Genomic DNA, 22,340 nt, shown 5'->3' on the forward strand with positions numbered 1-22,340 from the left:
CGCGCCGCCGGGCGAGCCGATCGCCCTGCGGCAGCGCGGATGCCCCTAGACTCGCCGACGTGATCTTCAAGTCGGTGGGCGAGGGCAGGCCCTATCCCGATCACGGCCTCGTCACGCCCAAGCAGTGGGCCGAGGTGCCGCCGCGCCAGGTCCGCCTGGACGAGCTGGTCACCACCAAGCGGGACCTCAACCTGGACAACCTCCTGTCGGAGGACTCCACGTTCTACGGGGACCTGTTCGCGCACGTCGTGCAGTGGCGCGGCGTCCTCTACCTGGAGGACGGCCTGCACCGTGCCGTGCGTGCCGCCCTGCACCAGCGGCCCGTGCTGCACGCGCGCGTCCTCGTGATCGAGAACGATGAGCGCTGACCGCACCCCGGACGCCGCCCGTCAGCGACGCCACCGGCACGTCCGCGAGCGCCAGGCCGTCGTGTTCGGCGTCCTGCTGGGTGGCCTCGCGGTCGCCGCGCTCGGCGCCGCCGCCGTCTACACCGGCAGCTGGACGCCGCCCCTGCTCGCGCGCGGCTTCTCGTCCCCCGCCCCGACGGGCCTGGCCGCGGCGAACTCGCCGTGCCCGCCCGAGGGCGCCACGCCCGTCCCGTACGGCCAGGTGACGGTGAACGTCCTCAACTCCACCAGCCGGGTCGGGCTCGCGGGCGACACCGCGTCCGCCCTGGCCTCCCGGGGGTTCGTCGTCGCGTCGCAGAACAACGCCGCCGCGATGGGCTACACCGGGTACGACGGCACGGCGCTGATCCAGTTCGGCACGCAGGGCGTCGCCGCCGCGTACACCGTCGCCGCGCAGTTCGACACCCCGCAGCTGGTGCTCGACACCCGCGCGGACGCGACCGTCGACGTCGTGGTCGGCAAGACGTACAACGCGCTGGTCGCGGCGGCCGACGTCGTGCTCGTCGTGGACCAGCCGTTCGCCGTGCCGGAGGGCTGCATCGCCCTCGACCAGGTGACCGCGGTCCCGCAGCCCACGCCGCCGCCGGCACCCGAGGAGACCGCGCCCCCGGCCGAGGGCTGACGCCCCCGGCCGGTCCGCCTCCCGCCTCAGCGGCCGAGCTCGGTCCCGCCCGGCACGGACGCCGGGGACGCCGGCTCCTGGGTGGTGCCGCGCCACCGGGCCACGGCCCGCATCAGGTGGTAGACGCCGATCGCCGCGGCCGAGCCCAGCGCGATGCCCTCGAACGTGAGGTCGCCGACGGCCCACGTGTAGTTCGCGATGCCGATGACCAGCGCGACGGCCGCCGTGGTGAGGTTCACGGGGTTCGAGAAGTCGACCTTGTTCTGCACCCAGATCCGGGCGCCGAGCACGCCGATCATCCCGTAGAGCACCGTGGTCGCGCCGCCGAGGACGCCGGCGGGGATCGTGTTGATCAGCTCGCCGAACTTCGGGGACAGGCTCAGCACCAGCGCGGTGGCGGCCGCGACCCAGTAGGCCGCCGTCGAGTACACCTTGGTCGCCGCCATCACGCCGATGTTCTCCGCGTAGGTGGTGGTGCCGGAGCCGCCGCCGACGCCCGCGAGCGTGGTGGCCAGGCCGTCGGCGAGCAGCGCGCGGCCGGTGAGCGGGTCGAGGTCCTTGCCGGTCATCGCGGCGACGGACTTCACGTGGCCGACGTTCTCGGCGATCAGCACGAACACCACGGGCAGGAACAGCCCGAGCAGCCGCGGCTCGAACGTCGGGGTGACGAACTCCGGCAGCCCGACCCACGCGGCCTCGCCGACGGCGGTGAAGTCGACCTCGCCGCGCAGGGTCGCCACCGCGTAGCCGATCACGACGCCGACCAGGATCGACAACCGGCCGAGGATGCCGCGGAACAGCACGCCGGTGAGCACGATCGCCGCCAGGGTGACCACGGCGGTCACGGGCGCGGCACGGAACCCGCTGCACGCGCCGCTGTCGTCGCAGGTGCCCCACGCGGTCGGCGCGAGGTTGAAGCCGATCAGCGCGACGACGGTGCCGGTGACGACCGGGGGCATCACGAGGTCGATCCACCGGGAGCCGGCGAGGTGCACCACGAGGCCGATCAGCGCGAGCAGCACGCCGGTGAGCAGCACGCCGCCGACGGCCGCGGACTGCCCGCCGGACGCGGTCGCCGCGACGATCGGGCCGATGAACGCGAAGCTCGAGCCCAGGTACGAGGGCAGCCTGTTCCCCGTGACCAGCAGGAACACGACGGTGCCGAGGGCGGAAAACAGCAGCGTCGTCGCCGGGGAGAACCCGGTGAGCAGCGGCACCAGGAACGTCGCGCCGAACATGGCGACGACGTGCTGCATGCCGATCCCGATGGTCCGGGGCCAGGACAGCCGCTCGTCCGGGGCGACGACCGCCCCCGGCTCGACGCGCCTGCCGTCGCCGTGCACCCGCCACCCGATCGCGCTCACGCCGGTCCCGCCTCCTCGTGGCGCGGCGGACCGTCCGCGCGCCGGGGGCAGGCTACCGGGCGGCTTCACCCGGTCGGGCGCCCGCGTAGGGTGTGGACGCCCGCGCCCGCCCGCCCACGCCCGAGGTGACGTCATCGACCGCCTGCTGCGCTCGCGCCCCGCCCTGTGGACCGCGTTCGTGCTGGTGCACGGCTGGATCACGTACGTCGGCACCGTCCTGATCCCCGCGCGGGCCTTCTGGGACCTCGACCTGTACCGCTGGTGGATGTGGCAGGGCCTGCACCAGGGCGTGTGGCCCGTGCTGGACGGCGACTGGGTGTACCCCGCCGGGGCCGTCGTGCCGATGGCGCTGCCCGCGCTGGTCGACGCCGTCGGCACCCGGCCGTACGCGCTCGCCTGGTCCGCGATGGTCGCGCTGCTGAACGCGGTCGCGGTGCTGGTGCTGCTGCGCCGGGCCGGCGCGGGAGCGACAGGTGTCCGCGGCGTCGTCGAGGCCCCCCGGCACGACCCGGCGGTCGGCGCGTGGTGGTGGCTGGGGTTCGTGCTGCTGCTCGGTCCGGTGGCGGTCGGGCGGCTGGACGCCGTGGTCGCGCCGGTCGTCGTCGTCGCGCTCACGGTCGCGCTGCGGCACCCGGCGGTGGCGTCCGCCCTGCTCACGGCGGGTGCGTGGGTCAAGGTCGCCCCCGGCGCGCTGCTGCTGGCCCTCGTGCTCGTCGTCCGCCGCCCCTGGCGGGACCTCGTGCTGCCCGCCGCCGCGGTGTGCGTGGTGGTGGTCGGCGCGGTCGCGGCCGGCGGCGGGCTCGGGCACCTCACGAGCTTCCTCACCGAGCAGGGCGACCGCGGGCTCCAGCTCGAGTCCGTCGCCGCGACGCCCTGGCTGGTCGCCGGCATCACCAGCCCCGACGTGCGGGTGGTGCTCAACGACGCGATCACGACCTGGGAGATCGCCGGGCCGGGGACCGCGGGCGTCGCCGCCGCGCTGGGGCTGGTCCTGCCGGTCGCGCTGGCGCTCGTCACCGGCCTGCTCGCGTGGGTGCGGCTGCGCGCCGGCGACGCCCTGGACACCGCGGGGTTCCTCGCGCGCGGGGCGCTGCTGCTCGCGGTCGTGCTGATCCTGGCGAACAAGGTCGGCTCGCCGCAGTTCGTCGGCTGGCTGGCCGGGCCCGTGGTCGTCGGCCTCGCCCGGCCCGGGCTCGCCGGCCTGCGGTCCTGGCGGGTGCCGGCGGTGCTGGTGCTGGTGGTCGCGGGGCTCACGCAGGTCGTGTTCCCGGTCGCCTACGACGCGATCACCCTGCAGCAGGCGGGCCCGACGCTGGTGCTCGCGCTCCGCAACGTGCTGCTGGTCGTGCTCGCGGTGGTGGTGGCCCGCGACCTGGTCCGCACGGGGCGTGCGGACCGGTCGCGGGCGCCCGGACTCAGCGCAGCTGCGGCATGACCTCGGAGGCCACCAGCTCCAGGTGGTCGAGGTCGTGCAGGTCCAGCACCTGCAGGTAGACGCGGGTCGCGCCCAGCTCGGCGAGCGAGCCCAGGCGGTCGACGATCGCGGTCGGCGTGCCGGCGATGCCGACCTCGCGCAGCTCCTTCGGGTCGCGGCCGATCGCGGCGGCCCGGCGGTCGACCTCGGCGTCGTCACGGCCCGCGCACAGCACGAGCGCCGCGGACAGCGTCAGGGACTGCGGGTCGCGGCCGATGGTCCGGCACGCCTCGCGGACCGTCTCGAACTTCTCGCCCACGACGTCCAGCGCGGGGAACGACAGGTTGAACTCGGTGGCGAACCGGGCGGCCAGCGCGGGGGTCCGCTTCGGGCCCAGACCGCCGACGATCACCGGCACCCCCGCCTTCGACGGGTCCAGCGGGGAGGCCTGCACCGGCTTCGGCAGCGCGGGGCTGCGCGTCAGGGTGTAGTGCTCGCCGGCGTAGTCGAACGTCTCGCCCACCGGCGTGCCCCACAGGCCGGTGACGACCTCGAGCTGCTCGGTCAGCGGGCCGAACCGCTTCTCCGGGAACGGGATGCCGTACGCCGCGTGCTCCTCGGCGAACCAGCCGGCGCCGAGCCCGAGCTCGACGCGGCCGCCCGACATCTGGTCGACCTGCGCGACCTGGATCGCGAGGACACCCGGGTGCCGGAACGTGGCGGAGGTGACGAGCGTGCCGAGCCGGATCCGGCTGGTCTCGCGCGCCAGACCGGCGAGCGTCGTCCACGCGTCGGTCGGACCGGGCAGGCCGTCGCCGCCCATCGTCAGGTAGTGGTCGGAGCGGAAGAACGCGTCGTAGCCCAGCTCCTCCGTGGCACGCGCCACGGCCAGGAGGTCGTCGTAGGTCGCGCCCTGCTGCGGTTCGGTGAAGATCCTCAGGTCCATGCCCCCGAGCCTTTCACGCCCGCGGAGCCGTGCACGCCGACGCCGGGGTAGCGTCGTCGGCGTGCTGCGCAGCATCCGGTGGTCGAGCCTCGCCGTGGTCGCGGGCGCCCTGACGCTGACGGTGGTCTGCCTGGTGCTGGCCGCACGCGGCGCCGTGTGGGCGCTGCTCGTCGCGCTGGTGAGCGCCGCGACGGCGGTCCGCGAGGTGCGCGCGCTGCGCCGGCTCGACCGGGCCCCGCGCGCTCGACCCGCGCGGACGCGCCCGTCCGTGAGACCGTGAGCGCATGGTGACGCAGCTCGGCCTGGCCCTCGACGCGCTCGCGGTCGCGGACTGGCGCCGACGCACCGCCCAGACCTACGCGGACGTGCGCCGGATCGCGGAGTCCGACCCCGCCGCCGCGCACGCCGAGTGGGTCGCCCGCCGCGACGAGCTGTTCGCCGAGCACGCCGCGTCCCCCCTGCGGCCCGCGGCCAAGGCCGTGTTCACCGGCCTGTCGGTGGCGCCCTACGACCCGGCCTTCCGGTTCGAGGTCCGGGTGCGCGCCACCTCCGCGCAGCGGCTCGAGGTCGCGACCGGCACCGACGGCGTCGTCCCGTTCGACCGGGTCGGCCGCGTCGAGCTCGACGGCCTCGGCGGGCTGTCCGTGTGGGCGCTGCGCAGCTACGGCGGCGGCATCTTCATCCCCGTGAAGGACCGCACCGCCGGGCGCGGCACCTACGGCGGCGGCCGGTACCTGCTGGACACCGTCAAGCACGCCGACCTGGGCCGCGCGGCCGACGGCGGCCTCGTGCTCGACCTCAACTTCGCCTACAACCCGTCGTGCGCGTACGACCCCGCGTGGGCGTGCCCGCTCGCGACCCGCGGCAACGTGCTCGACGCGGAGGTTCCCGTCGGCGAGCAGCAGCCCGACCCGCTGATCGTCGCCGACTTCGAGCTCGAGTAGCGCCGCCTACGCTGGTCCGGTGCCCCTGACGATCGAGACCCGCACCGCCGCCACGATCACCGCCGCCGAGCTGTACCCGCTGCTGCGGCTGCGCGTCGACGTGTTCGTCGTCGAGCAGGACTGCCCGTACCCCGACCTCGACGGCCAGGACCTGCTGGACGACACCCTGCAGATCTGGGCGCACGAGGACGGCGAGGTGCTCGGCTGCATCCGGGTGCTGCGAGCCTCCGGCGACGAGCCCGCGATCGGCCGGGTGGCGACCGCCGGGGCCGCCCGGGGACGGGGCGTCGCCGCCGCGCTGATCCGGCACGGGCTCACCCTGGTGCGGCCCGGCGCGACGGTGCACCTGCACGCGCAGGCGCACCTCGAGGACTGGTACGCGCGGTTCGGGTTCGCCCGCGCGGGTGCGAACGACGTCGAGGACGGCATCCCGCACCTGCCGATGACGCTGGTCGCACCCGGGCCCACCGCCTGACTCAGCGCTGGCAGGTCGGGCACCAGTAGAGCTTGCGCCCCGCCATCTCCTCGACGACGACCGGGGTGCCGCACGTCCGGCACGGCTCACCGCCGCGCCCGTAGACCCAGTGCCGCAGCGACCGGTCCCGCAGCGCCGCCGCGCGGCCCGCGTCGTCCAGGTCCTCGCGGGTCAGCATCACGCCCGTGCGGATCCCGTCCGCGAGCAGCACCGACCAGTCGTCCCACAGCGCCCGCGCCGTCTCGGCCGGGACCCGCCTGCCGGGCACGTGCGGGTCGAGCCGCGCGCGGTACAGCAGCTCCGCGCGGTAGATGTTGCCGATCCCGGCGACCACCGCCTGGTCCATCAGCAGCTGGCCGACCGGCGTCCCGCGCGACGTCAGCCGCCGCACCATCTCGTCGCCGCCCGCGCCGTCGTCGGACGCCGGGTCCGGCCCCAGGCGGGCGACCGCCAGCGCCGCGGCCGCCGGGTCGAGCACCTCGCACGCCGTGGGCCCGCGCAGGTCCGCGACCGTCGCCTCCGCCGCCAGCCGCACCCGGACCTGCCCGACCGGGGCCGGCGGGAACGGCGCGTCCGGGACGTCGACGTCGTCGTCGCGCTCGCGCTCCTCCTCGCCGATCCGGACCGAGCGGCGCACCCGCGGCGCCCCGAGGCTCGCGACCGCGTCCGACCCCTCGGCCAGCGGGGACACCACGCCGTGCAGGTCCCACGCCCCGTACAGCCCGAGGTGCACCCGCAGCACGTGACCGCCCTCGAACGTGAGGAACAGCTGCTTGCCGACCGCCGACGACCCCAGCAGCTCCCGGCCGTCGAGCAGCGCGGCCCCCGCCGCGAACCGCCCCTGCGGCGACGACACCGCCAGGCGGTGGCCGACGAGGTCCCGGTCGAACTGGCGGGCGATGCGGTGGACGGTGTGACCCTCGGGCATCCGCCCAGGTTAGGCGCGCCCCCGCCGCCGTGCCGCCCCGCCCCGTCCCCGCTCCCGCGTCGCTGTCCCCGCTCCCCGTCGCTGTCCCCGACGAGGGGTCACGACACGCTGGGTGCGTCGCCCGCGCGCCCGCGTGTCGTGACCTCTCGTCGGGCGGAGCGGGTGGGGTGCGGGAGCGGGTGCGGGTGGGGGGTGGGGGGGTGGCACGATGGGGCGGCCCGTCGCCGTCGTCCGGAGGTCCCGCATGGTCAGCAGCACGTCCGACGCCACCGCGACGGCCCGGGGGCGTCGACGCCCGAGCCCGGTGCTGGTCACGGGGCTCGTGGTCGCGGTGCTGGCGGTGCTGGTGCTCGGCGGGCTGTGGCTGGTCGGGCAGCAGCGGGCGAGGGCCGCGGCGCAGGCGGACCTGGACGAGGCGCTCGAGCGCCTGGGGTCCACCGCCGCGGAGCTGGACGAGCGCGTCGTGACCGCGCGCGACCTGCTCGCGTCGACGGACGGCCGGATCGACCCCGCGGTGCAGGACGAGTTCACCGCCGTGGTGGACGACGCGGCGGAACTGGACACCAGCGCGCCGACGGACGGCTCGGTCGCCGAGCGCGCGGCGGAGGCTGACCGCCGGACCGACCAGGCCCGCGAGCGGTTCGCCGCCGTCGACTCCGGCTCGAAGGACGTCCTGGAGGGGAGCTACTACTGGGAGCTCGCCGCCGAGGTCGAGGTGTACGAGGCCGCCCTGGTGGCGGTCGACCAGGCCGTCGCCGCGGGCGAGCAGGCCTACGCGGCGGGCTCCGGGGCCACGGCGGCCCGGGACGCGCTGCGGGCGGCGCTCGACGCGGCCGTCGTCGCGCGCGCGACCCCGGTCACCGACCCGGAGGACATCGACCGGGTGATCGCGGCGCGCCGCGGCGTCGACGACGCCCGCGCGGCGGTCGAGGCGGCCGTCGCGGGCGTCGTCGGCTGAGCGTCAGGCGCCGGGCAGCGACCCGGTGACGTCCTCGTAGCCCTGCGCACCCGGGAGCGCGGCCGGCGCGTAGACCAGGCGCACGACGCCGGTCGGCAGCACGTCGGAGCGCAGCAGCCGCAGCGGGTAGATCGGCTCGCCCTCGTCGAACAGGCGCTCGCCCTTCCGGGCCGCGACGGGGTGCACCAGCAGACGCAGCTCGTCGAGCAGCCCGGCGGCGAGCAGCTGGCGCACCACGGACAGCGAGCCGGGCACGAGGATCTTGCCGAGCCCGGGCTGGGCCTTGAGCGCCGCGACGGCCGCGGGCAGGTCCCCGTCGAGGCGCTCGGCGTTGCGCCACCCGAGGTCCTGGTCGCCGCGGGTCGCGACGACCTTGCGGGTGTCGCCGAGCTGCGCCGCGAACGTCGCGTCCTCGCCGCCCGCCGCCTCCCGGTCCGGCCACGCGCCGGCGAAGCTGTCGTAGGTGACCCGCCCGAGCAGCAGGAGGTCGACGTCGGCGTAGTCCTCCCCGACCGCGGCGCCCATCCGGTCGTCGAAGTAGGGGAAGTGCCACGCCGGGTCGACCTCCGCGACGCCGTCGAGCGAGATGAACAGGGTGGAGACGATCGTCGCCATCGAGGGACCTCCGCGGTCGGGCCGCCGGGTGCGGCACCCCGCCATCACACCCCGGGCGACCCCGTCGTGACCAGACCCCTTCGGCCCGCCGGTCTCAGCGCGCGCGGGTCGGCAGCGTGAGGATCTCCGGGCCGTCCGCGGTGATCGCGATGGTGTGCTCGCTGTGCGCGGTCCGGCAGCCCGTGGCGCTGCGCAGGGTCCACCCGTCCGCGTCGGTGACGAGCTCGTCGGTGTCGGCCATGATCCAGGGCTCGATCGCCAGCAGCATCCCGGGTCGCAGCGGGAACCCGCGACCGGGGCGGCCGGTGTTCGCGACGTGCGGGTCCTGGTGCATCGTCGAGCCGATGCCGTGCCCGCCGAACTCCGTGTTCACCGGGTAGCCGGCCCCGGTCAGGACGGTGCCGATCGCGTGCGCGATGTCCCCGGTCCGCGCGCCGGGCCGGGCGGCGGCGATGCCCGCGGCGAGCGCGCGGCGGGTGGTCTCGATCATCGCGACGTCCTCGTCCCGCCGCGTGGCGCCGACGACGAAGCTGATCGCGGAGTCGGCGGCGATCCCGTCGAGCAGCACCGCGAGGTCCAGGGTGAGCAGGTCCCCGTCCGCGAGCGCGTAGTCGTGCGGCAGGCCGTGCAGGACCGCGTCGTTGACGGCCGTGCAGATGTAGTGGCCGAACGGTCCGCGACCGAACGACGGGGCGTAGTCGACGTAGCAGGAGACCGCGCCGGCGCCGAGGATCATCTCCCGGGCCCACGCGTCGATCTGGAGCAGGTTGGTCCCGACCACGGCGCGCTCGCGCAGCGTGTCCAGGATGTCGGCGACCAGCGCGCCGGTCGCCCGCGCCCGGGTCAGCTCGGCGGCGTCGAGGATCTCGATCATGCGGGGTGCCTCCCGGCGGTGGTGATAACTATCCCGGTAAGACTATCCCGGGTTAGAGTCGGCGCATGGTCCGACTCCCGCTCACCACCGCGGAGATCGAGCGCGGGCAGCGCCTCGGCGCCCTGCTGCGGCGCGCCCGCGGCGACCGCTCGATGCTCACCACCGCCCTCGACGCCGGCATCTCGCCGGAGACGCTCCGCAAGATCGAGTCGGGCCGGGTCGCGACCCCCGCGTTCTCCACCGTCGCCGCCGTCGCCGCGGTGCTCGGCCTCTCGCTCGACGACCTCTGGTCCGAGGTCGACCGCCCTGCCGCCACGCGGGCGGAGCGGCTCGCGTCCTAGTCCGCCCGACCGTCGGTCAGCCGATCACCACCGTGCCCGTCCCCGACCGGGCGACCAGCGTCCCGCCCAGCGCCTGGAGGTACCCCACCTCGACCGGCAGCGGCGTCGTCCACAGCGCCGCCCCGTCCCGGAGCCGGTAGGCCGCGACCACGTCGTCACCGGAGCCCGTGTCGCGCTCGACCCGCAGCACCGCGACCCCGTCGGTCAGCAGCCGCGCGTCCGGCGCCGGGCCGGACGCCGGAGTCGACCAGCGCTCCGCACCCGTGGCGAGGTCCAGCGCCCAGACGCCGTCCGGGCCGCTGCCGACCACCACGCCGTCCAGGACCAGCACCGCGCTCGCCGGCGACCGGGCGACCGGGCGCTCCCAGACCGGCTCGCCGGTCTCGGCGTCGACGGCGCGCAGCTGCTCGTCGAGCGTCCCGACGGCACGGTGCAGCAGCACGAGGTCGGGCCTGCTCCCGTCGTCGACCTCGACCGGCACCGGCTGGCCCGCGGCCGCGGCGGTGCCGTCCCCCGCGACACCCAGCAGGCGGGTGCTGCTGCTGCCCTCCACCGTCGCGAGGCGGTCGCCGCGCAGCACCTCGAGCGCCGCGCCGGATGCCTCGACCGCCCCGCTGCCGGGGTCGAGCGACCAGGTCCGGGTACCGCCCGCGACCCACAGGTGACCGCCGACCCGGCGCACCCACGGCCCGCTGCCGTCGCCGCCGGTGAACGGGTCGGGCAGCGCCGTGGACCACACCGGCGCACCCCCGTCGGCCGGCGAGGCCGTGGCCACCAGCTCCGCGCCGACCTGCGCCGTCTCCACCAGCAGGTCGCCGACCGGCGTCGCGGTGGTGCCGGGCGGCAGCTCCCGCTCGGCCACCACCGACCGGCTCACGAGGTCCACGTGCACGAGGTGGCTGGGCGCGAGACCGGGGGACTCCGGGTCCGCGCGCGACGTCAGCGTGCACCACAACGAGCGCGCGGGTTCCGCGGGGGCGACGCACCCGGCCCCGCCGGGACCGTCGGACGGTGCACCGACCGGCACCCGCCACACCTCGGTGCCCGTGGCCTCGTCGAGCGCCACGACCACCCAGCCGTCGTCGAGCTCCGGGTGCGCGACGCCGACGACCAGACCGCCCTCCGCGCGGGCGCCCTGGTAGGCGACGCCGCCCGTCCAGGACTCGCCCCACGGGCGCCCCTGGAGCGGCGGGGTCAGGGTCGCGGACAGCACGCCCGGCGTCTGCCGCAGCCGCTCGACGTCCGCACGCGCTCGCGCGTCACCCACGAGCTGTCCCGTGACGACGGCGGCGACGACCAGCACCGGAACCGGCCACCAGCGCCGCAGCAGCCGAGCGCCCCGCGCCCGCCGGGCTCGGCGCCGCGCGTCGTCGACGGTGGCGGCGGACCGCCCGCCGCCGACCTCGTCGTCGACCAGGTCCACCTCGTCCATCCGCCCTGCCCCCATGCCGCGCCACTGTAGGAGACCCCGCGTCCCCTCCGCGCCCGCGCGACGGGCGGCACGACGCGCGCCGGGGGTTGCCCCGATACGTCGGCCGACGATATATATCGGGGGTGACGATGCGGCTGACCGAGCAGGCGTACCTCGTGCTGCTCGCGCTCGCGGACGAGCCCCGGCACGGGTACGGGGTGGTCCAGGAGGTGCGGGCGCTGTCCGGGGGGTCGGTCCGCCTTGGCGCCGGCACGCTGTACGGGATCCTCGACCGGGCGGTCACCGCGGGGTACGCGGAGGCGTCCGGCGAGGTCGTCGTCGACGGGCGCCTGCGCCGCTACTACCGCCTCACCCCGCAGGGGCGCGCCGCCCTGACGACCGAGACCGCCCGGCTGACCGCGCTCGCCCGGCGTGCCGACCGCCTGCTCGGCGGCACCGCCCGACCCGCCCCGGGCATCGCGTGACGACCGGCGCCGACCCGGCCTTCGCGCGGTCCGCCGCCCGGTGGCTGCGGGCCTACCCCCGGCGCTGGCGCACCGCGCGCGCCGCCGAGGTGACCGCCCTGCTCGCCGACCTCGCACCCGAGGGCTCCCGTCGGCTCGACCTGCGGTCCGGCCTCGGCCTCGTCCGCGGCGGGTGGGCGACCCGGTGGCGGGAGCACCCCCCGCTGCCGGCCTGGCTCGGGTACGTGCTGCTCGAGCGCCGGCTCGACCCCCGGTACCGCGACTGGGTGCGGGACGACATCGAGGGCCCGCTGCACGCGGCGCGCCGGACGGTGCCGTCCGGACTCGGCGGTCTGCTGGTCTACCTCGTCGCGCGGGTGGGGCACGACGGCGGCGTCCCGATCGGGTTCGTCGGCGCCTGGCTGGTGGTCGCCGCGCTCGTGAGCACCGTCGGCGCGCCGGTCCACCGCCGCCGCGCGGTCTCCCGGCACCTCGTCGTCCAGCCCGGCGAGGTCGTCACCCCCAGCGGCCGGCTGTACGCCCAGGTCGCCCGCACCCGCACCGCCGCACGCCCGTGGCTGACGGTCGCGGTCACGGTGACCGTCGCGGTGCTGGCGGGTTGCGCGGCGGTCGTCGCCCTGGCGCCGCGCGTCGCCGCCTCGGCACCGTGCGGCACCGCGTGCCTCACCGTGTCGAGCGCACCCGTGCCGCCCGCCTACCGCTGGACGGTCCTGGCCGGTGGCGTGGTCGGCGCCCTGGTCGGACTGCTCCTGGCCCGGCGCGCGGCGTCCCGGCTGCGGCGCTGGACGCCGGGCCCGCAGCCGCACCGGTGGGTCGCGCCGCTGCGCACGGGCACCTCCGTCCGGCTGGCGCTGCTGCTCGTCGTGGCCGCGGCGCTCGCCGCCGTCGCGCAGCCGCTGACCGTCCTGCTCGCCGGGCCGGCGGCCGTGGTGGCGTGCGTCCTGCTGCCGGTGCTGGTCGCCGCCCGCCGCGTCGTCGGCACCGGTACGACCCGCGCGGCCGCCGGGGTCGAGGTGCTGCGCGCGGTCGCCGGCCTGCCCGACCCGCCCGACCGACTCGTCGAGGGGCACGTCCCGGCGACGACGTGGCTCCCGCCCGGCGCGGTCCTCCCCCTCCCGGGCGACCCGCCCCCGCCCTGACCCCCGCACGCCCGCGCCGGTGTCGGCCCGGCGGCGCGCGGGCGCGTCGGCGGCGATCATCCGCGGTTTCACCCTCCTCGGGCGGTCCCCACGGGGCGCGCGCGCAGCACACTCGACGAGGACCGACCGAGCGCGGAGGTGATCGTGGAGCGGAGCGTCCCCCTGATCGGCGACCTCGGGCCCGACGCGCGCCCGCACGCCCGGATCGTGGTGCTGCACGGTCCGCGGCCCGCGGACGGCCGGACCACGTGGTTGCTCAGCCTGGTCGACCTCGGCGGCCGCGTGCTGGCGCGCGACATCGTGGCGGAGGACGGGATCCTCCCGCTCGACCACCTCGTCCAGCCGAGCCTGGACGCCATCGGCCGCCGCGTGGACGGCGAGTGGGTCAGCGACCAGGACGCCGCGGGTCAACCCCGGCACCGCGCCCGCCTCGCCTGACGAGCCCCGCTACCACGTCCAGGTCGACCACCCCCGGACCAAAGGACGACGGGCCCCGCGCGCCACGCGGCGAGACTCGGGCGGAGCAGAGCCCGCGCGACCCGAGGAGACCCGTCCGTGACCGCCGAGCAGCCCCGTACCCCCGCGTCCGACGCGCCGATCGAGGGCGCCTCGCTGACCGTCCAGGTGGTCGCCCCGGACGGCGTCCTCTGGTCGGGTGCCGCGCGCGGGGTCACGGTCCCGTCGACCGCCGGCTCGCTGGGCATCCTCGCCCGGCACGCGCCCGTCGCCGCCGTCCTCGGCGCCGGCGTCGTGCGGCTCCGGCTCGCCGACGGGGACGCGGTCGAGGTCGCGATCACGGGCGGCTTCGTCGTCGCGGACGACGACGAGGTCACCGTGCTCGTGGACGCGGTCGCGCCTGCGCAGGACTAGGCGGGCGCGTCCCGGCCCGGCGACGGCGACGCGCGGCGAGGAGCAGGAGCCCGAGCGCGACCAGGGCACCGGCCAGCGCGACGCCGCCCAGCGCGGGGGTTCCGGTCACCGCCAGCGCACCCCACCCGGGGGTCGGTGCGGTCGAGACGTCCTGCGTGGCCGTGAGCCCGAACGTCAGGCTCAGCCCCACGCCCTGGAGCTCGTCGCCGGCCCTGGCGGGGAGCGCCGCGACGCCGTGCACCGTCACGGGCTCGCCCTCGAGCGTGCCGAGGTCGACCGGCCGGCCCGCCAGGTCGGCCGCCGTCCCCTGCGCGAGGACGGCACCCGCGGAGTCCGCGAGGGTGAGGACCAGCGCGTCGGGTCCGTCGGCGAGCGGGCCGGTCCCTCCGGTCACGACGAGCGAGAGCGCGCTGGGCCCGGTGGTCGCCGGGTGCGCGGTGATGTCGAGCTCCGTGGCGTGCCCGGGGTAGGGCACCGCGAGCCGTGCGGTCGTGGTGGACCCCTCGACCAGGTCGATCCCGGGCCCCGCCGCCCGGGCGGTCGCCGCCGACCCGACGAGCACCCCGGCGGCGGCCGAGACGGCGACCAGGGCGGCCGCGGCCACCAGCCGGAGGCCGCGCGGCGGCTGGGGAGTCCGTCGGCGGCTCATCGGCTCGTCCCCTCGAGGAGGACCTGGAGGCCGGTGCGGGCACCCGCCCAGCGGTCGTCGCCCGTGGCCGGGCTGGTGATCTCGACGTCGAGCACCCGGACGTCCGCGCCGTGCGGGCCGACGTCCCCGGGCAGGGTGGCCCGCACCGCGTGCGCGGGTCCGGCGGCGAGCACCCGGCCCTCGTCGCGGACCACGACGTGGAGCGAGTCGAAGAAGCCGTCGGACGCCGGTGCCGTGTCGTCGAACGCGACGTCGACCGCGGCCGGGGTGCCCGAGACGTTCCGCACCGCGACGCGCAGCTCGAGCGGCACCCCGGGGACGAGCACGTCGTGGGCCAGGTCGACCGTCCACGCGTCCGTCGAGGAGTGCCAGTCGACGTCGCCGGGCTGCCAGCCCGGCGACGTGCTGCCCGCGGCCTCGATCGCGAAGGTCGTGCCGTCGAAGTCGATCCGGACGTCGTCACGGTCGACGACCTGCGCCGCCGTCAGGGCGACGAGCAGGCACAGCGGGGCTGCGAGGGCGGCGGCCCGGGTGCGGGGCGTGCGCATGCGAGGTCCTTCCGGCGGGGTTCGGGGCGACCGGCGACGCACGGGGGTGCCCGCCCGGTCGCCCCCAGCCTCCGTCGCCCCTGCGCCGCACGACGGCGCGCCGGCGCGCGGTGAGTAGGCCCGGGGCGCGGATGAGTAGCGTCCGCCCGGTACCTGGGTGCCGTACGCACCCGGCCCCCGGGCGACCGCCTAGAGCCGCTTCTCCAGCAGCACCACGTCGAGCCAGGACCCGGCGAGCGGCCCGTGCCCCATCAGCCCGAGGCGCTCGCGGGTGCCCACCACCCGGAACCCGGCGGCGGCGTGCAGCGCGAGGCTGGCCCGGTTCTGCGGGAACACCCCGGCCTGGATCGTCCACACGCCGCCGGCCCGCGCGGAGTCGACCAGGCCGTCGACGAGCAGCCGGCCGACGCCGCGCCCGCGGGCCGCCGGGTCGACGTACACCGACAGCTCGACCACCCCGGCGTACACGCACCGGCCGGAAACCGGCGAGACCGCGACCCAGCCGAGCACGGCGTCGTCGGCGTCGAGGGCCACGAGCCGGTGGTCGGGCAGGTGCCCCGCGTCGAACTCGGCCCAGGTCGGCGGCTGCGCCTGGAACGTCGCGAGCCCGGAGGCGGCGCCGGCGCCGTAGATCCGCAGCACCGCGTCGGCGTGCGCGGGCGTCATCGGGGCGAGGCGGACGGTGGGCGGCACGGGGCACCTCCGGGTCGGCGGGGTCGCTGCGCCCATCGTCGCAGGTGGGTCCGTCAGCGCCGACGGGCCACGATCAGCCGCTGCAGCATCACGAACAGCAGCAGCACCCCGCCGATGAACACCCGCGTCCACCAGGAGTCGAGGCCCTCGCGGGCGATCAGCACCTGGATCAGCCCGTACACGAGCACGCCGGCGCCGGTGCCGAGCACGAACCCGACGCCGCCGGACAGCAGCGTCCCGCCGATGACGACGGCCGCGATGGCGTCGAGCTCCATCCCGATGCCGGTGAGGTTGTACCCGGACTTGGTGTAGAGCGCGAACAGGATGCCGGCGATCCCGGCGCAGGTCCCGCTGATGACGTAGACCCAGATCCGGGTGCGCGCGGGTCGCAGGCCCATGAGGCTGACGGCCGTCCCCCGGTCGCTGGCCCCGAGCCCGTAGACGGTCCGCCCGAACCGCGTGTAGTGCAGCACCACGAACGCGATCAGGAGCACCGCGACCGCGATCAGGATGCTCGCGTTGATCCGCCAGGTGGTGCGGCCCTCGCCGAACTTCAGGCTCCACGACGCGAGCGCGGCGAACCCCTCGTCCTTGATCGCCAGCGAGCTGGTGCTGACGACGTTCGCCAGGCCCCGGGCGAGGAACATCACCGCGAGCGAGGCGATGAAGGGTTGGATGTCGAACACCTGCACCAGGACGCCGATCAGCAGTCCGCAGGCGGTGCCGATCAGCACACCGACGACCAGCACGACCGGCAGCGGGAGCCCCGCGGTGAACAGCTTCGCGACGACCAGCCCGACCAGCGCCACCACGGCGCCGACCGACAGGTCGATGCCCCCGGTGAGGATCACGAACGTCATACCCACGGCGAGGACCAGCAGGTAGGAGTTGTCGATCATCAGGTTCGAGAACAGCTTCATGCTGATGAAGTCGGACCGGGACGTCGAGTACCGGCTCTGCCCGACGCCGAGCATGAGCACGAGCGTCAGCACCGTGCCGAGCACCGGCAGGAACCGGCGGTCGAGGTGCGCGAGCTGCACGAGACCGGCGAGCCGGCGTCGCACGGGGCGCTCCGGCGCGGGGGCGGGGGCGTGCGTGAGCTGGTCGGTCATCGGACGACCTCCACGGGTCGGGGCCGGCTCGCCCGCGCGCGGCGGGACTCGACGAGCGAGCGCAGGTACGGGGACGCCGCGACGCACACGGCGATCAGGACGACGGCCTTGAACAGCGGCGTCGTCTGCGAGGGGAGCTCGAAGATGATGACCGCGCGCTCGAGGGTCGACAGCAGCAGGGCGCCCGCGATCAGCCCGCCGAGGTTGAACCGGCCGCCGTCGAGCTTGGTTCCGCCGAGGACGACGACCATGATCGCGTCGAGCTCCTTGAGCAGGCCGATGTTGTTCGCGTCGGCCGCCATCGTCGGCGCGCCGTAGACCAGGCCGGCGAGCGCCGCGAGGACGCCCGCGATCACGTACACGGTCCAGGTGGTCGACCGCGCCCGGACGCCCGCGAGCCGGCTCGCCTCGCCGTTGACGCCGATCGACTCCAGGAACATCCCGAGGGCGGTGCGGCGGACCAGCAGCGTCACCAGCACGAACACCACCGCCGCGATCACCACCGGCGTCGGCACCCCGAGCAGGAACCCGGACCCGATCGACTTGAACGGCGGGCTGGTGACGGTCGTGATCTGCCCCTGGGTGATGAGCATCGCGATGCCGCGGCCCGCGACCATGAGGATCATCGTGGCGATGAACGGCTGGATGCCCAGGGCCGCGACCATGAACCCGTTGAAGGCGCCCACGACCAGCCCGACGGCCAGCCCCAGCGCGATCGCCACCGCGACCGCGCCGACGGAGCCCGGGTCCGGTGACCCGTCGAGGTAGGTGAGCGACACCGCCAGCGCGATCGCCATGACGGCGCCGACGGACAGGTCGATGCCGCCGGTCGCGATCACCAGGCACATGCCCAGCGCCAGGAGCAGCGGGGTCGCGCTGTTGCGCAGCAGGTCGATGAGCTGGCCGAACAGGTGCCCGTCGCGCAGGGTCACGTCGAGGAACCCGGGGCTCTTCAGCCCGCACGCGACCAGCAGCACGAGCAGGGCGACGACGGGCCAGAACATCCCGTGGTCGGCGACGCGCCGCAGCGCCCGCAGGTCGAGGGTGCGCGCCGGTGCCGGGGCGGGGGCGGTCATCGGGACGTCTCCGCGCTCATCGCGATGGTCTCCAGGACGGTGTCGGTGGTGACGGCGTCGTCGTTCTCGATCTCGGCGATCTTCTGCCGGTCGCGCATGACGACGATGCGTTGGCTGAGCCGGAGCACCTCCTCGAGCTCGGAGGAGATGAACACCACCGACATGCCGTCGGCGGCGAGCTCCGTGACCAGGCGCTGGATCTCGGCCTTGGCGCCGATGTCGATGCCGCGCGTGGGCTCGTCGAGCACGAGGACGCGGGGGGAGGTGGCGAGCCAGCGCGCGAGCAGCACCTTCTGCTGGTTGCCGCCGGACAGGTTCTTGATCAGCGCGTTCGGGTTCGGGGGGTTGATGTTCAGCGCCACGATGTACTTCTGCACGAGCTCGTCGAGCTGGCGGGCGGGGACGCGGCGCAGCGTGCCGCGGCGGGCCTGGAGCGCGAGGGCGATGTTCTCCCGGACGGTGAGGTCCGCGATGATCCCCTCCTTCTTGCGGTCCTCGCTGGACATCGCGATGCCGCGCTGCAGGGCCGCGAGCGGCGTGCTCAACCTGGTGGGCGTGCCCTGGACCCGCAGCTCGCCGTGGTCGGGGCGGTCCGCGCCGGTCAGCAGCCGCGCGGCCTCGGTCCGGCCGGAGCCGAGCAGCCCGGCGACGCCCACGATCTCGCCCGCGTACAGGCTCACGTCGAACGGCTCCACGGCCCCGTCGCGCCCGAGGCCGACGCCCGCGAGCACCGGCACCTCCTGCGCGGAGTGGGTGGTGACCGCGCCGCGGGCCCGCTCCTCGATGCCGGCCAGGTCCTCCTCGGCGCGGCCGATCATGTGCGAGATGAGGTCCCGGCGACTCAGGTCAGCGGTGCGGAACTCGCCGACGAACCGCCCGTTGCGCAGCACCGTCATCCGGTCGGAGATCGCGTACACCTGCTCGAGGAAGTGCGACACGAACAGGATCGCCACCCCGGACTCCCGCAGCTGGCGGACCACCCGGAACAGCTCGGCGACCTCCGCCTTGTCGAGCGACGACGTCGGCTCGTCGAGGATCAGCACCTTCGCGTCGACGACCAGCGCCCGGGCGATCGCGCACAGCTGCTGCACGGCGATGCTGTGGCTCGCGAGCTGCGACCGGGGGTCGATGTCGAGGTTGAGGCGCTCGAGGACCCGCCGCGCCGCCCGCCGGGTCGCCCGCCAGCTGATGAAGGGTCCGCGGCGCACCTCGTGGCCGAGCATGACGTTCTCGGCCACGGTGAGGTTCGAGCAGAGGTTGACCTCCTGGTAGACCGTGCTGATCCCGGCCCGCTGCGCGCGGTCCGGGCCGTCGAACACGTGCTCCTCGCCGTCGACCTCGATGCCGCCGGAGTCCACCCGGTACACGCCGGTCAGCGCCTTGATCAGCGTGGACTTCCCCGCGCCGTTCTCCCCCATCAGCGCGTGGACCTCGCCGGCGCGCAGCGTGAGGTCGACGCCGTCGAGCGCCTTGACCCCGGGGAACGTGATGGTGATGCCGGTCATGCGCACGACGGCGCGGTCGTCGGGGTGACTCCCTGCGGACATCGGTGTCCTCCTGGTCCCGGGCCGTGGTCGGGCGGGGTGGGCCGGGACCGCCCACCCCGCCCGGCGTGGCTCAGTAGGCGCGGGCGTCCACGTCGGCCTGCGTGATCGTCTGGTCGAAGGCCTGGTCGACGACGATCGTCTCCTTGGGGACGTCCTCGCCGTCCGCGACCTGTTGGATCAGCTCGGCGAGCTGGTCGCCGAACACCGGGTTGCACTCGACGACGTAGTTGAACTTCTTGTCGACGAGGGCCTGGAGGCCGTCGCGGACGCCGTCGACGGACACGATCTGGATGTCCTCGCCGGGGACCTTGCCGGCCGCCTCGATCGCCTCGATGGCGCCGAGCCCCATGTCGTCGTTGTGCGTGAAGATCAGCGTGGTCTCCGGGTACGCCTGCAGCGCGGCCTCGACGGCCGTCTTGCCCTCGGCGCGCGTGAAGTTGCCGCTGGCCTTGCCGACGACCTGGTCCCCGACGATCTCGTCGAAGCCCTCCTCGCGGTCGATCTGGGCGCCCGAGCCGAGCGTGCCCTGCAGCTCGAAGATCTTCGCGTCGGGCGCGTTCTCGGCGACCCACTCGCCCGCGGTGGTGCCCTCCTGACGGAAGTCGGCCCCGATCCAGGTGACGTACGGGTCCTCGACGGTGGTGTCGACGGTGCGGTCGACCAGCACCACCGGGATGCCGGCGTCCTTGATCTCCTGCAGCACCTCGTCCCACCCGGTCTCGATCACCGGGGAGAACGCGATGACGTCGACGTCCTGGGCGACGAAGTCGCGCAGCGCCTTGATCTGGTTCTCCTGCTTCTGCTGCGCGTCGACGAAGTTGAGGTCGAAGCCGGCCTCCTCGGTGAGGCTCGCCTTGACCGACTCGGTGTTCGCGGTGCGCCAGCCGCTCTCGGCGCCGAGCTGGGAGAAGCCCACGCGGATCAGGTCGTCACCGCCGTCGTCGCCACCGCCACCGGATCCGGAGCTGCACGCGGCCACGCCCAGCAGGGCGGCCAGGGAGGCGGCGCCGAGCGCGGCCCGCCGGGACTGTCGTCCGAACATGAACTCCTCCTTGAGTCACTGGACCGACGCCTGTGTCGGTGGCGAAATTGTGATCGTTCACAATCCGACCGGTCAAGGGTGGGTGGTCACGATCCGGTAACTACCCGGGGCCGACGCGGGACGCCTGCGCGCCGGCGCGGGGCGGGGCGGTGCTCGCGCGGACGCGGATCGACGCGCCCACGTTGCCGTCCACGGCGGGCGCGCCGGCGATGGCCGCGACCATCTGGTCCAGGCACCGCCGACCCAGCTCGGTGAAGTCCGGCGTGATCGTCGTCAGCGGCGGGAAGAAGTGCGCCGACCCCTCCACGTCGTCGAACCCGATCACCGACACGTCCCGCGGCACGCTCACCCCCGCCTCCGCGAACGCGTGCAGCAGGCCCAGCGCGAGCTGGTCGTTCGCCGCGAACACCGCCGTCGGCAGCTCCTCGCCCGCGGTGCGCGCCTTCGCGACCAGCTCCTGCCCGATCCGGTAGCCGGTGCTCGCCCGCCAGTCCCCCGGGATCGGCTCGCGCGGGGTGATGCCGGCCTGCCGCATGGCGTCCCGCCAGCCCCGGGACCGCGACCGCGCGTCCAGCCACGACTCCGGCCCGGCCACGTGCAGCACGTCGGTGTGCCCGAGCTCCAGCAGGTGCCGCGTCGCCATCCGACCCCCCGCGTACTGGTTCACCGCCGCGGTGTACACCCCGCCCGACAGGTCCGACGGCCCCAGCATCACCACCGGCAGCTGCTCGTGCGCGAAGCCCTCCACGGCCCGCACCGCGTCGTCGTGCGACGCGATCACCACCGCGCCGTCGACACCCTGGTCCAGGAAGTGCTCCAACGACCCCCGCACCGAGTCCACGTCCCACTGCGTCACCGTCGCGACGCTCACGTACATCCCGGAGCTGCGGGCCGCGTTCTCCACCGCGATCAGCGTCATCGTCGGACCGTGCAGCGGCGAGTCCTCCGTGACCACGCCGATCGACCCCGTCCGGCGCGTGACCAGGGCCCGCGCCACGGAGTTCCGCCGGTAGCCCAGCTCGGCGATCGCCGCCTCGACCTTCGCGCGGGTGCGCGCGCTGACGTTCGGGTGGTCGTTGAGGACACGCGAGACGGTCTGGTGCGAGACGCCCGCGCGGCTCGCGACGTCGAGGATGCCGGGGCGCCGGGGACGGCCGTCGGAGTCACGACCGGCTCGGGTGGCCCTGGTCGCGGCCTGACCCGACTGCCCCGCCTCGTCCGGGCGCGGCGTGTCGGATCCGGACTGCATCGCCCGTCCACCCTTCTGGCTACGACTGCGGCGACGGCGGCGCACGCACGAGGGTCCGCGCGCCGGTGCCGGTTCCTGTAGTGAACGTTAACAGGTGGGTGGGGGGCGTTGCGGGGTGCGCGGGACCCGACTAGACGAGCATCCCGAGGACGAACGCGCCGGGCGGGAGCGCCACGACCAGCGCGACGTCGGCCAGGCTCGGCCACGCCGGACGACGCACGACCCGGTCATCGTCCGCCGCCCGGTCCGTCAAGGCCGGGCGGACCGACTCGATCCGCTCGACGACGTCATCCACCACCGACCGCCGGTTCAGGATCATCGCGATCCTCGCCCGCTGCACCGCCCACAACCGGTGCTGCGCACCCGAGGAGGTCACGACCACCACCAGGTCCCGCGCCACCACCTCCCGGACCGCACGCCACGGGACGTGCAGGTCGAGCAGGAGGTTGCGGGCGTGGATGCCCGTGGCGTCGCAGGTGATGGTGCCGCGACTCAGCACCAGGGCGAAGAGAGCGGAGAAGAGCGCGGGCCCCAGGCCGAGCCCGGCGTCGGCATCGCCCCCGACGTCCACACCCGACACGAACGCGATGACCGCGGCCAGCACCAAAAGCACCACTCTCATGACCCGCAT

At 75.4% G+C, this 22,340-nt stretch carries 27 protein-coding genes; 12 read left to right on the top strand and 15 right to left on the bottom strand.

The features are described 5' to 3' along the window. Positions 1 to 59: 59 nt before the first annotated feature. On the top strand, positions 60 to 368 hold the full coding sequence (locus tag ACFVXN_RS12340) for a type II toxin-antitoxin system VapB family antitoxin (protein WP_389232450.1): 309 nt from the start codon (positions 60 to 62) through the stop codon (positions 366 to 368). Next, on the top strand, positions 358 to 1,029 hold the full coding sequence (locus tag ACFVXN_RS12345; protein WP_389232453.1) for a LytR C-terminal domain-containing protein: 672 nt from the start codon (positions 358 to 360) through the stop codon (positions 1,027 to 1,029). Before ACFVXN_RS12340 ends, ACFVXN_RS12345 begins: the two co-directional genes overlap by 11 nt. Positions 1,030 to 1,055: 26 nt before the next feature. On the opposite strand, the gene ACFVXN_RS12350 is transcribed toward ACFVXN_RS12345, so the two are convergent. After that, positions 1,056 to 2,393, bottom strand: a complete 1,338-nt coding sequence (locus ACFVXN_RS12350; RefSeq protein ID WP_389232456.1) for a uracil-xanthine permease family protein — start codon at positions 2,391 to 2,393, stop codon at positions 1,056 to 1,058. Positions 2,394 to 2,571: 178 nt separating this feature from the next. Between ACFVXN_RS12350 and ACFVXN_RS12355 the strand changes: the two genes are divergently transcribed. Further along, the gene (locus ACFVXN_RS12355; RefSeq protein WP_389232459.1) at positions 2,572 to 3,828 is read left to right on the top strand and encodes a hypothetical protein; all 1,257 of its coding nucleotides are present in this window, start codon (positions 2,572 to 2,574) and stop codon (positions 3,826 to 3,828) included. Here ACFVXN_RS12355 and ACFVXN_RS12360 read toward each other — a convergent pair. Beyond that, positions 3,809 to 4,753: an LLM class F420-dependent oxidoreductase gene (locus ACFVXN_RS12360; protein WP_389232461.1), complete on the bottom strand. Its 945-nt coding sequence runs from the start codon at positions 4,751 to 4,753 to the stop codon at positions 3,809 to 3,811. The two genes, ACFVXN_RS12355 and ACFVXN_RS12360, sit on opposite strands and share 20 nt — an antisense overlap. Before the next feature lie 61 nt (positions 4,754 to 4,814). On the opposite strand from ACFVXN_RS12360, the gene ACFVXN_RS12365 reads away from it, so the two are divergent. Genes ACFVXN_RS12365 through ACFVXN_RS12375 form a run of 3 tightly spaced genes read left to right on the top strand, consistent with a single transcriptional unit; the run spans position 4,815 to position 6,172 of the window. Beyond that, positions 4,815 to 5,033: a hypothetical protein gene (locus ACFVXN_RS12365; RefSeq protein WP_389232464.1), complete on the top strand. Its 219-nt coding sequence runs from the start codon at positions 4,815 to 4,817 to the stop codon at positions 5,031 to 5,033. 4 nt (positions 5,034 to 5,037) lie between these two features. Beyond that, on the top strand, positions 5,038 to 5,697 hold the full coding sequence (locus tag ACFVXN_RS12370; RefSeq protein ID WP_389232467.1) for a DUF1684 domain-containing protein: 660 nt from the start codon (positions 5,038 to 5,040) through the stop codon (positions 5,695 to 5,697). A 19-nt stretch (positions 5,698 to 5,716) separates the two neighbouring features. After that, positions 5,717 to 6,172, top strand: coding sequence for a GNAT family N-acetyltransferase (locus ACFVXN_RS12375; protein WP_389232470.1), 456 nt, complete (start codon positions 5,717 to 5,719; stop codon positions 6,170 to 6,172). A 1-nt stretch (position 6,173) separates the two neighbouring features. Here ACFVXN_RS12375 and ACFVXN_RS12380 read toward each other — a convergent pair whose 3' ends face one another. Beyond that, a complete protein-coding gene (locus tag ACFVXN_RS12380; protein WP_389232472.1) occupies positions 6,174 to 7,100 on the bottom strand; it encodes an Fpg/Nei family DNA glycosylase in 927 nt (308 codons plus the stop codon). A gap of 244 nt (positions 7,101 to 7,344) precedes the next feature. Between ACFVXN_RS12380 and ACFVXN_RS12385 the strand changes: the two genes are divergently transcribed. Then, positions 7,345 to 8,058, top strand: a complete 714-nt coding sequence (locus ACFVXN_RS12385) for a hypothetical protein (RefSeq protein ID WP_389232474.1) — start codon at positions 7,345 to 7,347, stop codon at positions 8,056 to 8,058. A 3-nt stretch (positions 8,059 to 8,061) separates the two neighbouring features. On the opposite strand, the gene ACFVXN_RS12390 is transcribed toward ACFVXN_RS12385, so the two are convergent. Together ACFVXN_RS12390 and map are read right to left on the bottom strand one after the other, a co-directional pair. Further along, positions 8,062 to 8,673 (bottom strand): dihydrofolate reductase family protein, encoded by a 612-nt coding sequence (locus ACFVXN_RS12390; RefSeq protein WP_389232477.1) that lies wholly within the window; start codon positions 8,671 to 8,673, stop codon positions 8,062 to 8,064. A 94-nt stretch (positions 8,674 to 8,767) separates the two neighbouring features. After that, entirely contained in the window at positions 8,768 to 9,547 is a 780-nt protein-coding gene (gene map, locus ACFVXN_RS12395) for a type I methionyl aminopeptidase (RefSeq protein ID WP_389232480.1), read from the bottom strand. A 65-nt stretch (positions 9,548 to 9,612) separates the two neighbouring features. Between map and ACFVXN_RS12400 the strand changes: the two genes are divergently transcribed. Further along, positions 9,613 to 9,888 carry a helix-turn-helix domain-containing protein gene (locus ACFVXN_RS12400; RefSeq protein WP_389232483.1) on the top strand — a complete coding sequence of 92 codons (276 nt, stop codon included), beginning with the start codon at positions 9,613 to 9,615 and terminating at the stop codon, positions 9,886 to 9,888. 16 nt (positions 9,889 to 9,904) lie between these two features. On the opposite strand, the gene ACFVXN_RS12405 is transcribed toward ACFVXN_RS12400, so the two are convergent. Continuing rightward, positions 9,905 to 11,335 (bottom strand): PQQ-binding-like beta-propeller repeat protein, encoded by a 1,431-nt coding sequence (locus ACFVXN_RS12405; RefSeq protein ID WP_389232486.1) that lies wholly within the window; start codon positions 11,333 to 11,335, stop codon positions 9,905 to 9,907. A gap of 113 nt (positions 11,336 to 11,448) precedes the next feature. On the opposite strand from ACFVXN_RS12405, the gene ACFVXN_RS12410 reads away from it, so the two are divergent. From ACFVXN_RS12410 to atpC, 4 genes are all read left to right on the top strand, one after another. Continuing rightward, entirely contained in the window at positions 11,449 to 11,784 is a 336-nt protein-coding gene (locus tag ACFVXN_RS12410) for a PadR family transcriptional regulator (RefSeq protein ID WP_389232622.1), read from the top strand. Continuing rightward, positions 11,781 to 12,923 carry a hypothetical protein gene (locus tag ACFVXN_RS12415; protein WP_389232488.1) on the top strand — a complete coding sequence of 381 codons (1,143 nt, stop codon included), beginning with the start codon at positions 11,781 to 11,783 and terminating at the stop codon, positions 12,921 to 12,923. The genes ACFVXN_RS12410 and ACFVXN_RS12415 overlap by 4 nt, the downstream gene beginning before the upstream one ends. Positions 12,924 to 13,067: 144 nt before the next feature. After that, positions 13,068 to 13,361, top strand: coding sequence for a hypothetical protein (locus tag ACFVXN_RS12420; RefSeq protein ID WP_389232491.1), 294 nt, complete (start codon positions 13,068 to 13,070; stop codon positions 13,359 to 13,361). A gap of 117 nt (positions 13,362 to 13,478) precedes the next feature. After that, the gene (gene atpC / locus ACFVXN_RS12425; RefSeq protein WP_389232494.1) at positions 13,479 to 13,793 is read left to right on the top strand and encodes an ATP synthase F1 subunit epsilon; all 315 of its coding nucleotides are present in this window, start codon (positions 13,479 to 13,481) and stop codon (positions 13,791 to 13,793) included. On the opposite strand, the gene ACFVXN_RS12430 is transcribed toward atpC, so the two are convergent. The 9 genes from ACFVXN_RS12430 to ACFVXN_RS12470 form a co-directional block, all read right to left on the bottom strand. After that, positions 13,753 to 14,442: a hypothetical protein gene (locus tag ACFVXN_RS12430; RefSeq protein ID WP_389232497.1), complete on the bottom strand. Its 690-nt coding sequence runs from the start codon at positions 14,440 to 14,442 to the stop codon at positions 13,753 to 13,755. The genes atpC and ACFVXN_RS12430 overlap by 41 nt on opposite strands. After that, a complete protein-coding gene (locus tag ACFVXN_RS12435) occupies positions 14,439 to 14,990 on the bottom strand; it encodes a hypothetical protein (RefSeq protein ID WP_389232500.1) in 552 nt (183 codons plus the stop codon). The genes ACFVXN_RS12430 and ACFVXN_RS12435 overlap by 4 nt, the downstream gene beginning before the upstream one ends. Positions 14,991 to 15,179: 189 nt before the next feature. Then, entirely contained in the window at positions 15,180 to 15,656 is a 477-nt protein-coding gene (locus ACFVXN_RS12440) for a GNAT family N-acetyltransferase (RefSeq protein ID WP_389232625.1), read from the bottom strand. An 80-nt stretch (positions 15,657 to 15,736) separates the two neighbouring features. After that, on the bottom strand, positions 15,737 to 16,795 hold the full coding sequence (locus ACFVXN_RS12445) for a sugar ABC transporter permease YjfF (protein ID WP_389232503.1): 1,059 nt from the start codon (positions 16,793 to 16,795) through the stop codon (positions 15,737 to 15,739). Next, on the bottom strand, positions 16,792 to 17,871 hold the full coding sequence (locus ACFVXN_RS12450; protein ID WP_389232506.1) for an ABC transporter permease: 1,080 nt from the start codon (positions 17,869 to 17,871) through the stop codon (positions 16,792 to 16,794). The genes ACFVXN_RS12445 and ACFVXN_RS12450 overlap by 4 nt, the downstream gene beginning before the upstream one ends. Continuing rightward, a complete protein-coding gene (locus ACFVXN_RS12455; protein WP_389232509.1) occupies positions 17,868 to 19,418 on the bottom strand; it encodes a sugar ABC transporter ATP-binding protein in 1,551 nt (516 codons plus the stop codon). The genes ACFVXN_RS12450 and ACFVXN_RS12455 overlap by 4 nt, the downstream gene beginning before the upstream one ends. A 70-nt stretch (positions 19,419 to 19,488) precedes the next feature. Then, a complete protein-coding gene (locus ACFVXN_RS12460; protein ID WP_389232512.1) occupies positions 19,489 to 20,460 on the bottom strand; it encodes an ABC transporter substrate-binding protein in 972 nt (323 codons plus the stop codon). A gap of 100 nt (positions 20,461 to 20,560) precedes the next feature. Further along, positions 20,561 to 21,709: a LacI family DNA-binding transcriptional regulator gene (locus tag ACFVXN_RS12465; protein ID WP_389232515.1), complete on the bottom strand. Its 1,149-nt coding sequence runs from the start codon at positions 21,707 to 21,709 to the stop codon at positions 20,561 to 20,563. A gap of 130 nt (positions 21,710 to 21,839) precedes the next feature. Further along, on the bottom strand, positions 21,840 to 22,331 hold the full coding sequence (locus ACFVXN_RS12470) for a hypothetical protein (protein WP_389232518.1): 492 nt from the start codon (positions 22,329 to 22,331) through the stop codon (positions 21,840 to 21,842). Between the last annotated feature and the right edge of the window lie 9 nt (positions 22,332 to 22,340).

The organism is Cellulomonas sp. NPDC058312, from assembly GCF_042880135.1.
Taxonomy (GTDB): domain Bacteria; phylum Actinomycetota; class Actinomycetes; order Actinomycetales; family Cellulomonadaceae; genus Cellulomonas.

What these genes read in the sequence shown, in the direction of transcription:
- ACFVXN_RS12410 (WP_389232622.1), top strand. Translation starts at nt 11,449, where the DNA reads ATGCGGCTGACCGAGCAGGCGTACCTCGTGCTGCTCGCGCTCGCGGAC.
- ACFVXN_RS12400 (WP_389232483.1), top strand. Translation starts at nt 9,613, where the DNA reads ATGGTCCGACTCCCGCTCACCACCGCGGAGATCGAGCGCGGGCAGCGC.
- ACFVXN_RS12455 (WP_389232509.1), bottom strand. Translation starts at nt 19,418, where the DNA reads ATGTCCGCAGGGAGTCACCCCGACGACCGCGCCGTCGTGCGCATGACC.
- map (WP_389232480.1), bottom strand. Translation starts at nt 9,547, where the DNA reads ATGATCGAGATCCTCGACGCCGCCGAGCTGACCCGGGCGCGGGCGACC.
- ACFVXN_RS12470 (WP_389232518.1), bottom strand. Translation starts at nt 22,331, where the DNA reads ATGAGAGTGGTGCTTTTGGTGCTGGCCGCGGTCATCGCGTTCGTGTCG.
- ACFVXN_RS12360 (WP_389232461.1), bottom strand. Translation starts at nt 4,753, where the DNA reads ATGGACCTGAGGATCTTCACCGAACCGCAGCAGGGCGCGACCTACGAC.
- ACFVXN_RS12450 (WP_389232506.1), bottom strand. Translation starts at nt 17,871, where the DNA reads ATGACCGCCCCCGCCCCGGCACCGGCGCGCACCCTCGACCTGCGGGCG.
- ACFVXN_RS12445 (WP_389232503.1), bottom strand. Translation starts at nt 16,795, where the DNA reads ATGACCGACCAGCTCACGCACGCCCCCGCCCCCGCGCCGGAGCGCCCC.
- ACFVXN_RS12460 (WP_389232512.1), bottom strand. Translation starts at nt 20,460, where the DNA reads ATGTTCGGACGACAGTCCCGGCGGGCCGCGCTCGGCGCCGCCTCCCTG.
- ACFVXN_RS12380 (WP_389232472.1), bottom strand. Translation starts at nt 7,100, where the DNA reads ATGCCCGAGGGTCACACCGTCCACCGCATCGCCCGCCAGTTCGACCGG.
- ACFVXN_RS12345 (WP_389232453.1), top strand. Translation starts at nt 358, where the DNA reads ATGAGCGCTGACCGCACCCCGGACGCCGCCCGTCAGCGACGCCACCGG.
- ACFVXN_RS12435 (WP_389232500.1), bottom strand. Translation starts at nt 14,990, where the DNA reads ATGCGCACGCCCCGCACCCGGGCCGCCGCCCTCGCAGCCCCGCTGTGC.
- ACFVXN_RS12465 (WP_389232515.1), bottom strand. Translation starts at nt 21,709, where the DNA reads ATGCAGTCCGGATCCGACACGCCGCGCCCGGACGAGGCGGGGCAGTCG.
- ACFVXN_RS12430 (WP_389232497.1), bottom strand. Translation starts at nt 14,442, where the DNA reads ATGAGCCGCCGACGGACTCCCCAGCCGCCGCGCGGCCTCCGGCTGGTG.
- ACFVXN_RS12405 (WP_389232486.1), bottom strand. Translation starts at nt 11,335, where the DNA reads ATGGGGGCAGGGCGGATGGACGAGGTGGACCTGGTCGACGACGAGGTC.
- ACFVXN_RS12370 (WP_389232467.1), top strand. Translation starts at nt 5,038, where the DNA reads ATGGTGACGCAGCTCGGCCTGGCCCTCGACGCGCTCGCGGTCGCGGAC.
- ACFVXN_RS12440 (WP_389232625.1), bottom strand. Translation starts at nt 15,656, where the DNA reads ATGACGCCCGCGCACGCCGACGCGGTGCTGCGGATCTACGGCGCCGGC.
- ACFVXN_RS12390 (WP_389232477.1), bottom strand. Translation starts at nt 8,673, where the DNA reads ATGGCGACGATCGTCTCCACCCTGTTCATCTCGCTCGACGGCGTCGCG.
- ACFVXN_RS12385 (WP_389232474.1), top strand. Translation starts at nt 7,345, where the DNA reads ATGGTCAGCAGCACGTCCGACGCCACCGCGACGGCCCGGGGGCGTCGA.